Annotated in this window: 18 protein-coding genes; 3 read left to right on the top strand and 15 right to left on the bottom strand. The window is 38.3% G+C overall.

Annotation, left to right across the window (positions count from 1 at the left end):
* Nucleotides 1-13 precede the first annotated feature (13 nt).
* The 13 genes from CFS60_RS07900 to rlmN form a co-directional block, all read right to left on the bottom strand.
* Nucleotides 14-568, bottom strand: a complete 555-nt coding sequence (locus tag CFS60_RS07900; protein ID WP_088815684.1) for a nitroreductase — start codon at nucleotides 566-568, stop codon at nucleotides 14-16.
* An 11-nt stretch (nucleotides 569-579) separates the two neighbouring features.
* Nucleotides 580-945 (bottom strand): heme oxygenase IsdG, encoded by a 366-nt coding sequence (gene isdG / locus CFS60_RS07895; protein ID WP_088825335.1) that lies wholly within the window; start codon nucleotides 943-945, stop codon nucleotides 580-582.
* 66 nt (nucleotides 946-1,011) lie between these two features.
* Nucleotides 1,012-1,368, bottom strand: a complete 357-nt coding sequence (locus CFS60_RS07890; protein WP_088839058.1) for a DUF488 domain-containing protein — start codon at nucleotides 1,366-1,368, stop codon at nucleotides 1,012-1,014.
* Between the two features lie 41 nt (nucleotides 1,369-1,409).
* Complete coding sequence (gene imm48, locus CFS60_RS07885; RefSeq protein ID WP_088810222.1) at nucleotides 1,410-1,829, bottom strand: Imm48 family immunity protein; 420 nt, start codon at nucleotides 1,827-1,829, stop codon at nucleotides 1,410-1,412.
* A gap of 154 nt (nucleotides 1,830-1,983) precedes the next feature.
* The gene (locus CFS60_RS07880; protein WP_088839057.1) at nucleotides 1,984-2,511 is read right to left on the bottom strand and encodes a hypothetical protein; all 528 of its coding nucleotides are present in this window, start codon (nucleotides 2,509-2,511) and stop codon (nucleotides 1,984-1,986) included.
* A gap of 14 nt (nucleotides 2,512-2,525) precedes the next feature.
* Nucleotides 2,526-2,690 carry a hypothetical protein gene (locus tag CFS60_RS13845; protein ID WP_159458299.1) on the bottom strand — a complete coding sequence of 55 codons (165 nt, stop codon included), beginning with the start codon at nucleotides 2,688-2,690 and terminating at the stop codon, nucleotides 2,526-2,528.
* Nucleotides 2,691-3,594: 904 nt separating this feature from the next.
* Complete coding sequence (locus CFS60_RS07865; protein ID WP_088815692.1) at nucleotides 3,595-4,458, bottom strand: hypothetical protein; 864 nt, start codon at nucleotides 4,456-4,458, stop codon at nucleotides 3,595-3,597.
* Nucleotides 4,459-4,538: 80 nt separating this feature from the next.
* Nucleotides 4,539-5,363 (bottom strand): hypothetical protein, encoded by an 825-nt coding sequence (locus CFS60_RS07860; RefSeq protein ID WP_088815694.1) that lies wholly within the window; start codon nucleotides 5,361-5,363, stop codon nucleotides 4,539-4,541.
* A complete protein-coding gene (locus CFS60_RS07855; protein WP_220387236.1) occupies nucleotides 5,360-6,448 on the bottom strand; it encodes a hypothetical protein in 1,089 nt (362 codons plus the stop codon). The genes CFS60_RS07860 and CFS60_RS07855 overlap by 4 nt, the downstream gene beginning before the upstream one ends.
* Nucleotides 6,449-6,518: 70 nt before the next feature.
* Nucleotides 6,519-7,013, bottom strand: a complete 495-nt coding sequence (locus CFS60_RS13960; protein ID WP_220387235.1) for an LXG domain-containing protein — start codon at nucleotides 7,011-7,013, stop codon at nucleotides 6,519-6,521.
* Nucleotides 7,004-7,366: a hypothetical protein gene (locus CFS60_RS07850; RefSeq protein ID WP_088815698.1), complete on the bottom strand. Its 363-nt coding sequence runs from the start codon at nucleotides 7,364-7,366 to the stop codon at nucleotides 7,004-7,006. Before CFS60_RS07850 ends, CFS60_RS13960 begins: the two co-directional genes overlap by 10 nt.
* A 13-nt stretch (nucleotides 7,367-7,379) precedes the next feature.
* The gene (locus CFS60_RS07845; RefSeq protein WP_088815699.1) at nucleotides 7,380-7,631 is read right to left on the bottom strand and encodes a hypothetical protein; all 252 of its coding nucleotides are present in this window, start codon (nucleotides 7,629-7,631) and stop codon (nucleotides 7,380-7,382) included.
* Between the two features lie 321 nt (nucleotides 7,632-7,952).
* On the bottom strand, nucleotides 7,953-9,056 hold the full coding sequence (gene rlmN, locus CFS60_RS07840; protein WP_088810220.1) for a 23S rRNA (adenine(2503)-C(2))-methyltransferase RlmN: 1,104 nt from the start codon (nucleotides 9,054-9,056) through the stop codon (nucleotides 7,953-7,955).
* 178 nt (nucleotides 9,057-9,234) lie between these two features.
* Between rlmN and CFS60_RS07835 the strand changes: the two genes are divergently transcribed.
* Genes CFS60_RS07835 through CFS60_RS07825 form a run of 3 tightly spaced genes read left to right on the top strand, consistent with a single transcriptional unit; the run spans nucleotide 9,235 to nucleotide 13,461 of the window.
* Nucleotides 9,235-10,191 carry a MoxR family ATPase gene (locus tag CFS60_RS07835; RefSeq protein ID WP_088810218.1) on the top strand — a complete coding sequence of 319 codons (957 nt, stop codon included), beginning with the start codon at nucleotides 9,235-9,237 and terminating at the stop codon, nucleotides 10,189-10,191.
* Nucleotides 10,184-11,311, top strand: a complete 1,128-nt coding sequence (locus CFS60_RS07830; protein ID WP_088815701.1) for a DUF58 domain-containing protein — start codon at nucleotides 10,184-10,186, stop codon at nucleotides 11,309-11,311. The genes CFS60_RS07835 and CFS60_RS07830 overlap by 8 nt, the downstream gene beginning before the upstream one ends.
* Complete coding sequence (locus CFS60_RS07825; RefSeq protein ID WP_088839054.1) at nucleotides 11,311-13,461, top strand: transglutaminase domain-containing protein; 2,151 nt, start codon at nucleotides 11,311-11,313, stop codon at nucleotides 13,459-13,461. The genes CFS60_RS07830 and CFS60_RS07825 overlap by 1 nt, the downstream gene beginning before the upstream one ends.
* A gap of 23 nt (nucleotides 13,462-13,484) precedes the next feature.
* On the opposite strand, the gene mscL is transcribed toward CFS60_RS07825, so the two are convergent.
* Both mscL and CFS60_RS07815 read right to left on the bottom strand, forming a co-directional pair.
* Complete coding sequence (mscL, locus tag CFS60_RS07820) at nucleotides 13,485-13,880, bottom strand: large-conductance mechanosensitive channel protein MscL (protein WP_088810213.1); 396 nt, start codon at nucleotides 13,878-13,880, stop codon at nucleotides 13,485-13,487.
* 67 nt (nucleotides 13,881-13,947) lie between these two features.
* Nucleotides 13,948-14,559: a cyclase family protein gene (locus tag CFS60_RS07815; RefSeq protein ID WP_088839053.1), complete on the bottom strand. Its 612-nt coding sequence runs from the start codon at nucleotides 14,557-14,559 to the stop codon at nucleotides 13,948-13,950.
* Nucleotides 14,560-14,561 lie beyond the last annotated feature (2 nt).

Below are 14,561 nucleotides of genomic sequence, written 5' to 3'. Positions count from 1 at the left end.
ATCACCTCCTAAATTACAATTCATGCACATAAGACGCTATTTCTCGCCTTGCTTTCGCCTTTGGAACCTCAACAAATTTAGTTAAATGTAGCGTTCCAATGATTTTTTCGTCTGGTTTTATCCCTAACACCTCTTGAAACGTTGGGTTGAAAATGTACTTATTCGTTCGCCAAATCATGCCAATATTTTCTTCCCAACCGAGTAGTTGTAGATTTTGAATAAATGCACTTGTCGCCGCAATGGCTTCAAAGTCTTTCTTCGCATCACTCGTGATTTTTGACGTAATAATGAGTGTTATTGGTGCTTTTCCAATCTTTTTAATCGTACTTTCGCGAATTTTATGGGCCTCTTCTGGTTTTTCACAAGTCGCCCGTACGACAGCCTCTACATATTTTTCCTTCTGCGCTGGACTTTCCACCACATAAACTTCCCACGGTTCAAGCTTGCTGTGGAACGGTGCAAAGGAAGCCGTTTCAATCAGACTGTGCACAAATTGTTTTGAAATTGGTTCCTCAATTGCTTGCTTAATGGAACGGCGCGCACGAATGGTTTCCGCTACTTTCCCCATACCGAGCCCTCCTATTCTACTTGAGCAGCTGGTTCTTGGATGTGGACAACTTCATATTGGACAACCTCATTACCTAAAATGCCTTTACGGTCACGTTTTTGTTCGCGCGAATCTTTTGTTCGACCATGCGTTTTTTTGAAAGCATCACTTTTAACCCACACTTTTTGCGCCGCTTCACTCACCCATTTACTTGTCACCACAACCTCTTCAAAATCGCTCCCTGGTAGATGCGTCTTCCACAATTCAAAACCTAAAAAGCCTTCTACTTCTGCAATATCTTTTGTTGGGTGTCCAGAACCATCAGCTCCAGTAAATTGCTTAATCACTTGATCCCCGTAGCCTTTTTCCACTTTAATTGTGTTAGTAACAATAATCATCCATTTTCCTCCTATAATTTGCCGATTCATTACTTCGATTATAGTGATAATGATTCTCATTGTCAATTATAGATTTTCAGAAACCCATTCTAAAAGCACCCGTGCATGGTTCTCCTCTTCACTTTTCGCTGCAAATAAAAAAGTCACATTTCCTTTTTCAAGTTCTTTTCTCACTTTGTCTAAAAAAGCCATCCGGAATTGATTCCCTGAAAGCTCCGCCAAATAGCCTTCCTTAAACGCTTGAAAATCCATCTTCTGATGATGAAAGTCTGTCCGGATTTCATTTGACGGCGCCATATTTCTCGCCCACTCATCTAGTTTCGCCTTTTCCTTTGAAACCCCTCTCGGCCATAGTCGGTCAACTAAAATGCGGTAACCATCTTCTGTTTCCGCTGGTTCATAAAGCCGTTTTAATTTCAGCATAAAACCTGCTCCTTTTAAACAAAAAAAGCTAGATGATTGCCTCACCTAGCTTGTTGTATATTTTCTCGTTGACACTCTCGCACGATGTCAAAGATGCTTGAAACATCTTCTTGAATTTCTTTATATTCACCCGTTTTGTAGTAATCAACGTAACCCTCTAAACCGCGTCCAATCACCGTAAACTGCGTTGGGTGTTTCGCTTTCTCTGTACAGTGAATCGCGTGACTCGATAATTTAGCTGCTTCTTGCTCGCTAAAATGAAAATTATGAACTAACGCCGCGACTAAGCTCGCCTGAATTTCACTTCCATCGGCATCCATCTCCGAGCCAAGCATCGTAAGCATCCCAAATAAATAAGATGTCACAACTTTAGCTTCAAACGCATCATTTTTATCAAATTTAATAACCTCAGCAACCTTACTTGCACAATTCCTCGCTGCTTCAAAAAAAGTTACTTCCACTTTTGGCACTCCCTTATTAACTTGCTTTTGAAATATATCCATTATAACACTTTATCAGCAGCTTTCAAGAGTTAATTTTGCTCGATTCAAGATCATCAATTTAATATATCCATTGTGCAATCTCACAACGCTTCCAAATCTCCATCTTCTTGCCTCATTTCTTTAAATGATTCGATACAATCTTTCTTTTCTTTAATGGTTTCATAAAAACACCTGTACAAACTAAAAAAAACAATAAAAAATCAAATATTAATGCCATGATATATCCAAAATATAAGAATAAAAGGCTCACTATGATAGACATCACTATTATCGTAATTAAAACTATCCATTCTTTCTCACTTTGATTCTTGGCATCATTCATAAGGTCTTTAATGCTATTATCAGAATAGCTCATTTCACGTTTACTGGTAATATCATAGTAATTTTTATAGTATACTCGAGCAACAAAAAAAGAGAGTACTAGAGTTAAAACGAGTAGTAGTAATTTCATAACTAGATTATCTTCATAATTATAAATGGAGCTAATATATTGACTGCCATAAAGCACTATAAGAAATAGAATCGTATAAACCCAGTAGTTGCGCTTCTTGTGAATTAATTTGACAAACTGTTTTTTTTCCTCATCAAAAAATATCGAATAAAGTTCTTTCTCACGATATAGAAAAACAAAATGTTTCATAGTACACTTCCTCTTTAATTAAATGCAGAACCCAAATTTCCAAAAAAGCCTGTAATTGAGCCTCTCGCATTTTTTATAGCTTCTATCCTGTCACCAACTGTTTCGGATATTGAATTCCCAATATCTTTTACCGTATCTACTATTGCATCTTTGTTGTCATACACAAAATTAAACAACATTGAACCATCACTCCAATTACAAATCTAACCCCTGTACCAATTGGTCCAGCTATTGCCGTTTCTATCGCACTTCCCGTTAAGCCTGCACTAGTGTCCTCCTGCTTTAATCAATAATAGGTAATTTATTTTTTTATAAAGTTCGTATATTTTTCTGCGTTTGAAAGGTCTTTGTAAAACAAACAACGGAAGTGGTAACATCCAAAAAAGAGATGTAGCAAAAAATATAATGGTCTCACCATTAGAAACGTAAAGAACTATAGTACTTCCTATGGCCAGCATAAGTGTCCAAAAGCTAAGCCACATAATTTTTTAAAACTGCTTCTCCCCTTCTTTAAAATAGAAAGCTATTTTATCTATCGGAGCTATCTCTCCAAAGAAACTTTTTTTACTAGCAAAGTCAATCAAGATAACTAACAATATACTAATTGCTATGCCTAGCACAGTACTTAAAATTACTAAATACTGTGTTGATATTTTTATAATGAACAATCCGAAAAGTGCATACAAAACAACTCTTACTGTCCCAGAAAGAATTGTTGTAAAATTACTCTGCGCTGAGTATTATAGAAATAATTTTTATTTTCTTCCTCATAATAAAATACTGGTATCCATGGTGATTTCATCATTTTATCCTTTCTTATTCAAAAAATACTGCCTAATCCTTTCATAAATCCAGAAGCAACATTTCCAATTTTATTATTTATTTTTACGGCTTCAATAATTTCATCTTTCTTAATATGCAAAATTTATAGAGTGTAAAGGCATTTCCAACTAGTTGGAAATGCCTTTACGTTCTTATGAATCTTCTTTTTTGATATTTGCCTATAATTCCAAACTAGTGAATTAAATTTCCATTCACACGCTCATTTCTCTGATGCCTAAATTTGGGTAGCCCTTCTAGTTTTCACTCACTATACCAATATTTTTCTGTCATCTCAGTTTTAACACGGAATTTTTCACTATACTTCTGAAGTAAGTAGCTTTTCACAAATTCTGGATAAAAAAATCGAAGGGGAAGCGCAATCAATAAAACTGCGATAATAACCCATAAAAGGACTTGACCTATGGGTATGACGAGCGTAGAAACCCAAGATGAGTCATTTAACAACCAAAATTTATTCATTCGATAAAGTTGCATTCCGAGGATTACAATAATAATTCCATAAAAGATGAACTTATCGATAATCCTCCCCATTAAAGGAATCTTTACTCCTTTATCAAAAACGGCCAGCTCCTTCATTTCTAGATAAAGGAGATACTTATAAATTGCATAGCAGACCAGAACAGCACCAACTATAGCACTGCCTGTTTGAATTAAAATTTGGTTCATGTAAATATCCTTTAATCCCCCGGAAAAAGCCGTTAATACAATCCATAATCCCACTGAAAAAATCAATGAGATGATGCTAAATATAATTGAACAGCAAGAATAAAATCTTGTTAAGTAGTTCTCAGAAAAGCTTTTTAAATTAATTTTTAAAAAATAGATAATCGTAAATATAACTACTAACCATTCGACTAGAGCAGATATAGGGTTGCTAACTATCCATCCTGATAAAGTACTTGCTAATAAGATTTCAATGATAATGACGATAGCAAAAATTGTGTATCGTGCAAATAACAACTTTTGTTTCAGGATTCTTTTTATATACTTACTATTTAATCCTTGACTTGCTTGATCAAAATCAATCTTTTGAATAATATCTTGTATTTGTTTATTAAACAAAATTTGTGTTAGTTTCATTTTACACCCCAACAAGTCCACCATGTTTTAAACCTTCTAATGAATCGGTATTCCATAAAATAGATTTATTCCTTATAGCCTTTAAATTTCCAAAACAACTTCAACTATTTTTCTCCATACCATTCTTCTTCACTAAACCCATATTTTCCACGGAATTCTTCTGAATATTTCTCAATTAATTGGGTTTTTACATACAATTCTGCACGAAAACAGCCGTAAGTTGGAATCAAGGCAATTAATAGCATTATTAAAACACCTGCGATGACTAATACTGCAGCATTTATATTTAGCGCATCTCCGTTAAAACTCATTCCCATAAGCCACCACTTATTTAATCGGTATAATACTACAGCGAAAAGCCCAACAACAAGCACTACTCCTGAAAGTTTCAGAAAAATCGATAAAATTTTTGAAACTTTATAATTTGTTTGTAGTAATTGATTCATGACTTTTTTGACCATATTCCTTTCAACAAGTGCATATAACACTAAGCAAACAGGTATAAACATACCAATGGTAAGTAAGGTTGAAAGATAACCTTCATCAACCTGTCCTATCGAACCACATGCATATGACAAGAAAAGCGTCTTAATACTTGTGTAAATAAACGATTTATATCGAAAATATTCAAAGATGCTATTTCTTTTAAAATAAAAATAGATTATCTCTGCCATAAATAGCAGTGACACGATAATTGCTATAGTACGAGAAAAAGTAGTTACCAGCATATTATCACGCCCTTGCAAGTATGTCACAAACATCATAATCGGCATGAATAGCCCTACGATAAGAAATAAAAACTTCTTTAATCCCATCGAAAATTTCGCCTCAGAAGTTCCATGGATTAACTCATAAATATCTTTCTTTTTGATGACACGACTTGCCTGCTCAAAAGAAACACCAGTAACAACTATATCCTTCTTACTCATTTCAAATTCCAACTTTCATTTGGAGCTTTATTAGGATTAACTCCACTAATATTTTGTTTTGATTTTCCATATGTTTCAGGATTAAAATTTATACTGCCGCTTGAAGGCTGTACGCCGATTCTATAATCTTTATCTGGTGTACTCGCTTCATGCTTCCCGTAATTTTTATATTGTTTATTTAACCATTTCCTCTTATCTTTTTCAGTAAAAGTTGTATGCCAGTTATCACTGTTTTTTATAACTTTTATTTTATTTAGAATTGGAATATCCGATACTCCTCCACCTTGTAGAAAATAATTAATTGCTCCTATTCCAGCACCTACAGGTCCTCCATATTGTACACCTTCGATTGGACCAGTATTTAATACAAATAGATTGATTCCTCCATACACAGCTTTACTCGTATCTCCGTATGCTGGACTTTGCGGATTAATATATTCATCATATGCGTAAGCTGTCACACTTAAGGTATCGCCCACATAACCAATACCTTCAGCCGTTACTTTATGGGTTTTAATAAATTCAGAAACGGGCTTCAGTTTCTTAAACATTTCCAACCCTACTTTAGTTTCAGCAATGATTTTAGCCCCTTCACTGGTTTGAGATAAAATTTTAGTCGTGTAACCGACCGGTGCTAAAACACTCCACCCTTTTTCACTAAGTTTGATTAGCCCACCATAAACAAGAGCCTGTGTCGCGACTGAAGACTCACTCAAATAGGTTGCAAATTTAGGACTGTTTAATACTTTTGTCGCCACATTTTTGGGCAACTTATCCCAGCTTTCTTGTGCAATAAAGACTCCTAAAGCTGCATTTTGAATCCCTTCTGGAAACTTATCTAAAGCTCCAATTACATAATTAAATAAACGATCATTGTTTTTAACTTTCTCTATCGCAGCCATTGGATTTTTCTCAAATAAATTATTTAATTCTTTAATTGCTGCATTTTTTGCCTTGCGTGCCATTTCTTCTTGTTTATCTTTACTTTTCAGTTCAGAAAACCAGCTTTTATCCACCCCAGCAGGTAATGTATACGTACCATCACTATTAACCTTCGTACTATTTAAAACCGTAACTCCTTGCATCGCTAACTTCATCTCATCTAAGCTATTACTAAAAAGATTTTTCGTCTGACCATCAAATTCATATAACTTTTTAATTTTTTTTCTGAAGCTCTTCAATATCTTGCTGAAGGGTTTCAGACATCTGATTTAACTCTCTTTTTCGGCTTTGTGCAGTATCTAGCAAGTCTTGTACCGAATAAGTATTCGGCAGGACACTCATAACATTTGCCGCGTTATCTATTGATGCCTTCATACCTTTCTTTATCTCTAATTGTTGGGTTAAGTTGTCTTCATCTAAGAAGCCTTCACTTGCAACAATCCGATCTGCTACTTGATATTTTTGAGCCTCTTCTTCAATTCTATCACAAGCAACAGTTACTTTTTCAATCGTAGGCAGGATTAAATCTGTAAACAAACCTTTACCAGCTGTATACGCTGCACCTGATAATGTATGTCCATCTATAGCTTGAATAATTATTTGGCTACCCGCTTTTAATTGTGTAATGGCTTCTTTCCCACTTGCCAAATTTTTAGACAAGGCTCGGATTAGTTTCCCTGAATCATCGCTTGAATAAGTCAGTCCCAAGGGATTTCACTCCTCTTTTTATATAGTGCTTCTCGTTCATCATTCATTTTTTGAATCTCTTTTATAAATAGGTATGTAAATTGTTCCTGCGTATCTCGTACTTGTTGGCGAAATCTTCTCTCTAGGTCTTCATTTCTTTGTTGAACCTGATAAAATACGCTCTGTACCTCTTTCAACTGTGAATCATTTAAATCTCTCAAACGGCGAAAACCCGTTTGTAAATCTTCATCTAATCGATAAAGTAAGTCTTCTACTTCTTTTTGGTTCTCTCCTAGCAGGTCAATCTGATTTTCTTTTTGCATAATGCATTGATTATACGTTACTCGTTCGTAAGCATTGCTAGTTTCCTTCAACTTTCCCCACCCTTTAAAAATTAATATGACTGTCCTGCAAGGCCATCAATTCGGCAATTTTAGGAAATTTTTCACTTTGTTCTTGGACACACTCCACTAAATCTACTAAATCTGTTAACAATTGGTTACTAACGTTTTTACCCGCTTTCATACTGACCAAGTTACTTTTCCCGAAAGAAACTTGGTCTCCTTTATCAATCGAAACATTTTTAACATCAGATACTGCTGATTGCGCTGAACTAGTATTGGAAGCAATTTTACTCATCTTCAATCGATTCTCCTCTTTTTATTTATATACAACTCTTTTCAATATAAGCACACAAAACCCCAAGAAATCGGTTACTTGCATTCTTCTCAGTATCCGTCAACTTTATCTTTAATTGATTGGATTGGTACTCATTTTAATGTACTTTGACAACTTTTCCACCTTTTTTTCTTGTTCAGTGTACCATACTTCAACACTTAAAATGTGTCTTTTTCGTGAATTTTTAAAAATGGTGTACAATGAACTTTAAATTGTTGGTCACTTCCGCTCCAAAACAAAACCACCCTTCAAAATTCAACTTTTAAAGGGTGGTAATCTTAATTATTGGTTTTCAAGCGCCTTTTTCTCGCGCATACGTTCGCGAATGCCGACGCGTTTAATTTGTTTGCTGCGAAGTTGACCGCATGCAGCATCAATATCGGTGCCGTGTTCACGGCGGATAACGCAATTAATGCCGTTCTTTTTCAGGACGTCATAGAAAGCGAGGACGTCTTCTTTTTTGCTTCGTTCGTATTGATTGTGCTCATCGACTGGGTTGTACGGGATTAAATTGACATAGGCGAGCTTTTTATGGTTTTTGAGTAAATTGGCGAGTTCTTGCGCTTCTTGTCTGGAGTCATTGACATCACGCAACATAATATACTCGTAGGTTACCCTGCGATTGGTTTTCTCGATATAATATTCGATTGCTTCCATGAGCGTTTCAATCGAGAACGTCCGATTAATTCGCATGATTTTCGTCCGAATATCGTTGTTCGGTGCATGTAAGGAAACGGCCAGGTTGACTTGGAAGTCCTCGTTTGCGAAATCTTTAATGCGCGGTGCGAGTCCACTGGTTGAAACGGTGATGTGGCGCGCGCCAATTGCAAGCCCTTTGTCGTGATTCACAACGCGCAAAAAGCTCATGACATTGTCGTAGTTATCGAACGGTTCGCCGATTCCCATCACGACGACATGACTTACGCGGGCGTCATTATCACGCTCGTCTAAGTAGCGCTGCACATTCATAATTTGCGATACGATTTCCCCTGCGTCTAGGTCGCGTTGCTTCTTTAAAAGTCCGCTTGCACAAAACGTACAGCCGATATTACAGCCGACTTGTGTCGTAACACAGACCGATAAGCCGTATTCATGACTCATAAGCACCGTTTCAATTAAGTTGCCATCTTCTAATTTAAATAAATATTTGATTGTGCCATCATTTGATTTTTGCACAATTTGTTCTTCTAGATTATTTAAGACAAAGTTTTCTTTCAAAATTTCAATGCTTTCTTTCGGGACATTCGTCATTTCATCAAATGAGCCTACACGTTTACGATAAAGCCATTCCCACACTTGTGTCGCTCTGAATTTCTTTTGTCCTTTGTCTAAAAACCATTCCGTTAAATCATCAAACGTTAATCCGTAAATGGATTTCTTCGTCATTATTCAGCCTCTTCTCATTCATTTTCTTCTATACCATTTTAAAGGTTTTTAAGCGTACAAGCAACACCTATTCTTTTTAAAAAAATCTTTAGAAAAAATTAAATTAAAATTCTTTTACATCAATATCATAGTAGCATATACTTATTTTATTAGTAAAAATGAAATGGGGGCCTTTGTAATGACTTCACCATTTAATCAAATTGAGCAAATTATTTCCGAAGTTGAAAAAGTTATCGTGGGAAAACGCCACGTTATTGAATTAAGTTTAACGGCACTTTTTGCTGGCGGGCATGTTTTAATTGAAGATGTTCCAGGCGTTGGAAAAACAATGCTTGTGCGCACGCTTGCTAAATCAGTAGATGTGAATTTCAAGCGCATCCAGTTTACGCCTGATTTGTTGCCTTCTGACGTGACAGGTATTTCCGTATTTAATCCCGAAACACGCGAATTTGAATTTCGTCCGGGACCGATTACGGGGAACATCATTTTAGCTGATGAAATTAATCGCACCGCGCCTAGAACGCAAGCCGCCCTATTAGAAGGCATGGCTGAAAAAAGCGTTACGGTTGATGGGGTTACAAGACCACTTGCTGACCCGTTTTTTGTTATGGCCACACAAAATCCGATTGAATATGAAGGAACGTATACGCTACCTGAAGCACAGCTCGACCGTTTTCTTTTGAAAATTGAAATGGGCTACCCAAGCGCTGAGGAAGAACTTGCGCTTCTTTCTGAGAAACAAAGCGAGGACACTCTGCTGGAAGCGGAAGCAGTGATTCATTTAACCGATCTTTTAAGTTTAAAAAAAGCAAGTCAAGCGACACAAATTAGTACGGAATTGAAGCAATATATTGTGGATTTGGTCCATGCGACTCGTGCTCATTTTGCGGTTTCGCTTGGCGTTAGTCCGCGTGGAACGATTGCGATGATGATGGCAGCTAAAAGTTATGCCTTTCTTAAAGGACGCGAATTTGTCATGCCTGATGATATTAAATATTTGGCGCCATTTGTTTTTGAACATCGGTTGTTACTCACGCCTGAAGCGACTTATCAAGCTGTCAAGCAAGCTGATGTCATTCAAGATGTGCTAAATTCCGTTCCAATTCCAGTTGAAAAGAGGTCTTCTCATGCTTAGAACTAGGCTGCTGCTTTTTTCTAGGTGGTTGATGCTTCTCCTCCTCTATGCGACGCTTATTACATACACTTTATTTCAAGGTGATACAGCGAGCTGGTTTTTAACATATTTCTTTTCAATTGTCATGCTCTTTTTAATTTTTTCGGCGGTGTATCGTCTTAAAAATTGGCACGTTCATCGTGTTTTTCCAAAAAAGGAATATTTTGACGGGGATTTTGTGCAAATGAAGCTTCATTTTAGTCGTAAAAGTCGATTTCCGGTTGGCTATTTGCTTATTGAACAGAAAATACCAGCTTCTTTTGGTGCCCATCATGCGCGCCAACAAACCCTCTATCCTTTTTTCAAAAAAAATGTTGAAGTCGCCATTAAACCATTTCGTGCAACACGAGGACGTCACACTTTTTCGACCATCACAGCTGAAACAAGTGACGCATTTGGTTTAATTGAACGGAGCTCGCAAATTGGTGAGGAAGAGCATGTGACGATTTATCCAACTTACTTTCCGAATATTTTGCAAAAACTTGGTGCGGCGAATCCTGACCGAGATGCAAACGCGCCGTACTGGACTTTGCATAAGAACGACTCTCTTCACAGTTTGCGCGAATTCATTCCCGGTGACAGAATGACATGGATTGACTGGAAAAGTACGGCCAAAACAAACACGATGATGACACGTGAATTTGAAAATAGTAGCGCGCATAAAATGCAAATTATTTTTTTCGGTAGCGTCCATGAAAATTTTGAACACGCCTTACGTGCGGCTTATTCTTTTTCGCGTAAAATGCTCGAAGACGGCGCTGAAGTGCGCATCACCATCTTAGGCGAAAATGGCCGTTCGTTTGACTTTAGCCGTGATAAAAATCGCATCGCTGAGATGTCGCATGTGTTTGCTGAATTGGAGCCGCTTGATGAAGCGGTTTTAATGCAAGAATTGCAGGCGCTACTAAAATGGCAGAAGGACGCGTTTATTTTTGCGCCAGTCATTTCAAATGCGCTACTTCAGGTGGCAAGTAAGTCCAATTGGCGAATGACGCTAATCTCCATTTTAGACAAACAAGAGCTCTCCCAAAACGCTATTTACTTGCGGAAAGATTCGCTTGAGTCGGGGGGTGGCGTGTGATGCGTGCAAAGTTGCTGACGATTATCCTCTACATTTTGTCCATCTTGCTCATTTCAGAATGGGTTTATCCGTTCATTTTCCTTACAAATTTAACCAACCCGCTCTACATGATTATTTACGTCGCGCTTTCACTTGGCATGTTTTTCCTCGGCTGGCGCTTTTATGCGACCTTGCCGCTCCATCTTTTGCTCATTTACTTCTTGATGGGGATTTACTTCAATGACGGACATCCATTTGAACTCGGCTTTTTAGGCACGTTCGTGCAAATTATTCAGTCTGGCTTCCGCGACCTATTTGCTTTCAACGCCTACGATATTAGCATGGCGTTCATCACACTCATTTTCTTTGTCGCCATTTGGCTTCTTAACTACATTACAAGCTTTACACTTTTAAAAAAACAGCGGATTATGAGCGTGCTTGCGTTAACCGTGGCCTACATCGCCGTCGTCAACACATTTACTGAATACGCCGGTCAAATGGCTTTAGTGCGAACCGTCATTATTGGCTTCTTGCTGCTTCATTTTGCGCTGTCCAAACGACTGGAGACGCCGAATCGATTAAGCGGATTGACAGACAAAAAGCGTCCGATATTTTATCACGTGGCCCTTATTGCACTTTTAGGGGTATTTTTAGGTAGCGCCTTGCTGTTCCCACAGCAAAAACCAGTTTTTAATGATCCGGTTCCCTATATTCGCGAATCACTTGGTATGAATACAACACGGACGGTCGGCTATAGTGAGGACGACTCCGAACTTGGCGGCGCTTTAAAGCCTGATCATTCGCAAGTTTTCCAAGTATGGGCTGAAAAAGAACATTATTACCGCGTGGAGACGAAACGCGCCTACACTGGACGTGGTTGGGCAACTTCTAATCGTACTGACGTAGAAAACTTCAAAGACGCCGAAGCTTTCCCGTTAGCGTTAGCGGACAAGTATCAATCAAAGGAAAGTACGCTCGACGTCCAATTTGATAACGCGAACGATTATCTCGTCTACACATATGGAACACATTCCTTTTTTAACAGTAAAGAAGTGACTTTTGCCCTTTCCGATAGTACCGAAAAAGTGACTCCTGCGGCGAAAATTAGGAGCTATTCGATGAGCGTGGCTGAGCCCGTTTACGATCTAAAATTCATGAAAGCGGCGAAATTCAACGAGCTTTCCGACCAATTTTTGGCGGCTTATACGCAACTTCCAACTGAATTGCCAAAACGTGTGGGCAATCTAGCGGAAAAAGTAACAAAAAACGCGGACACAACGTATGACCAAGTGAAAGCAATTGAAAACTATTTAAGTTTCACAGGTGGATTCAGATACAGTACGGAAGATGCCAAAACAACACCGCAAGATGCGGATTATGTCGATCAGTTTTTGTTTGAAACGAAAGTCGGTTACTGTGATAATTTTTCTACCTCAATGGTCGTTATGCTACGTACGATCGGCATTCCAGCACGTTTTTCAAAAGGGTTTACTTCTGGTGATGAAATTCGTAGCGAAAACAATAAAACGCTCTATTCCGTCAAAAATAATAACGCCCATTCTTGGCCAGAAGTCTATTTCCCGGGAACAGGCTGGGTACCATTTGAACCGACAGCAACTTTCCAAAACCCAGAAGAATTCATTGATTCAACTGAAGAGCGTCAAGTGACAAGCGACGCACCAAGTAGTTCTGAGGACACGCAAAAAGGCGCTCAAGAAGAAACCACTGAACAACGTAAAAACGCCGAGCAAGGAACGGATACGGGACAAACTCAAACAAAAAAAGATACGACTTCTACTGAAAAAACAGCCATCAACCCGCGACTGATTTTCTGGAGCATTTTTGGCACAACCGTTTTGATTGCCTTGATGATTTTCATCTTCCGCAAACAAATTCAGCTTTTCTGGTTCAAGCGTGCTATTCAAAAAGAAAAATGGACTTTCGAAACGAGCTACCTCAAATTGCTACACCTGCTTAAAAATTACGGATACATTCGCGAACCGAGCGAAACATTATCTGCCTTTGCAGCACGCACAAAACTTGACGGCTTCCAAGAACTAACAACAACCTATGAAAATTGGCTTTACGGCAACCAAAATACGCCAGTAGCGAAAAAAGACTTTGAACGTGTGATTCATGTAATTCAATCTAAAAAACGAGGTCATTCCTAAAGGAGTGACCTCGTTTATGTAAGTTAAACCTCTTTCTTATTTTGCAACAAATCGCGAATTTCTTTTAAATATTCTTCCGATTTGGTAATTTCTACTGGTGCTTCTGCCTCTTCTTCGCCGCGACGCTTCGAGAGACCAATCAGGACTTTGATAAAAATAAATAGTGAGAGCGCAATGATGACAAAATCAACAACAGATTGAATGAACAACCCGTATTTTAAGTCCGCAGAGCCTACAACAACGTGCAAGTCTTCAAAGCTGACACCGCCTAAAATCATCCCAACAAGTGGCATAATAATGTTGTCGACAAGCGAAGCCACAATTTTTCCGAACGCAGCCCCGATTACAACACCGACTGCCAAATCGAGCACATTTCCTTTCAGTGCAAAATCTTTAAATTCCTGTGCGAATTTCTTCATGTTGACATCCCCCCTTCTTAAAAAGCATACTATCAATTTTTAGGTTTGTCATATATTTGGATTAAAACTAGATTTTTGCGTACGCGCGAACGATGCTTGCCTCAGCCTCAATTTTGAGCGGGACCGCATGCAATTCGACTTCGGGAGCTGAAAGTAAGGCGTGTAAATTTGTTAGGTTCTCCAAAATAAAAATGCCTGCCGCAAGTAGCGTTTGATGCACGATAAACGGGGCAAAATCAGGCGAGGGGGTGTCGATTCCGACCATCTTGATTTGCTTTTCCACAAGCATCTTCGCCAAATTTTCCGTTAAAATCGGATGCTGCGTATAATATTTTTCTTCGCCGTAATAAGCATCAAATCCCGTGTAAAACAAAACGATGTCGCCCGGTTTCACGCACTCAAATTGAGTCTGCCAGTCAATTTCTGACAGCCCGCGCACATCAAATAAGACGGCCTTCCCAGTAAATGCTTCGACCGGAAAAGCCGCTGCAAAACGAGCATCCGGCACAAGGTGCATCGGCATATCAACATGCGTTCCAACATGCAAATTCGTTTCCACTTCATGAATCACATAACCATCTTTTTCAAAAAAACGAGTTTGCACAATGTTTGTCGCACTGTCCCCCGGATAAACAGGCGAGCGCCCCCCAATTGTATGCGATAAATCAACGTAAGCCATAA

It is taken from the genome of Listeria sp. ILCC792 (genome assembly GCF_900186135.1).
GTDB lineage: Bacteria > Bacillota > Bacilli > Lactobacillales > Listeriaceae > Listeria > Listeria goaensis.
The sequence above is the reverse complement of the archived record's forward strand: the minus strand, read 5'-3'. Positions and strand labels throughout refer to the sequence as shown.

Excerpts from the sequence above, each read along its gene's own strand:
- CFS60_RS07900 (WP_088815684.1), bottom strand. The coding sequence starts at position 568 with ATGGGGAAAGTAGCGGAAACCATTCGTGCGCGCCGTTCCATTAAGCAA.
- isdG (WP_088825335.1), bottom strand. The coding sequence starts at position 945 with ATGATTATTGTTACTAACACAATTAAAGTGGAAAAAGGCTACGGGGAT.
- CFS60_RS07890 (WP_088839058.1), bottom strand. The coding sequence starts at position 1,368 with ATGCTGAAATTAAAACGGCTTTATGAACCAGCGGAAACAGAAGATGGT.
- CFS60_RS07880 (WP_088839057.1), bottom strand. The coding sequence starts at position 2,511 with ATGAAACATTTTGTTTTTCTATATCGTGAGAAAGAACTTTATTCGATA.
- CFS60_RS13845 (WP_159458299.1), bottom strand. The coding sequence starts at position 2,690 with ATGTTGTTTAATTTTGTGTATGACAACAAAGATGCAATAGTAGATACG.
- CFS60_RS07865 (WP_088815692.1), bottom strand. The coding sequence starts at position 4,458 with ATGGTGGACTTGTTGGGGTGTAAAATGAAACTAACACAAATTTTGTTT.
- CFS60_RS07860 (WP_088815694.1), bottom strand. The coding sequence starts at position 5,363 with ATGAGTAAGAAGGATATAGTTGTTACTGGTGTTTCTTTTGAGCAGGCA.
- CFS60_RS07855 (WP_220387236.1), bottom strand. The coding sequence starts at position 6,448 with ATGCAAGGAGTTACGGTTTTAAATAGTACGAAGGTTAATAGTGATGGT.
- CFS60_RS07845 (WP_088815699.1), bottom strand. The coding sequence starts at position 7,631 with ATGAGTAAAATTGCTTCCAATACTAGTTCAGCGCAATCAGCAGTATCT.
- rlmN (WP_088810220.1), bottom strand. The coding sequence starts at position 9,056 with ATGACGAAGAAATCCATTTACGGATTAACGTTTGATGATTTAACGGAA.
- CFS60_RS07835 (WP_088810218.1), top strand. The coding sequence starts at position 9,235 with ATGACTTCACCATTTAATCAAATTGAGCAAATTATTTCCGAAGTTGAA.
- CFS60_RS07830 (WP_088815701.1), top strand. The coding sequence starts at position 10,184 with ATGCTTAGAACTAGGCTGCTGCTTTTTTCTAGGTGGTTGATGCTTCTC.
- CFS60_RS07825 (WP_088839054.1), top strand. The coding sequence starts at position 11,311 with ATGCGTGCAAAGTTGCTGACGATTATCCTCTACATTTTGTCCATCTTG.
- mscL (WP_088810213.1), bottom strand. The coding sequence starts at position 13,880 with ATGAAGAAATTCGCACAGGAATTTAAAGATTTTGCACTGAAAGGAAAT.
- CFS60_RS07815 (WP_088839053.1), bottom strand. The coding sequence starts at position 14,559 with ATGGCTTACGTTGATTTATCGCATACAATTGGGGGGCGCTCGCCTGTT.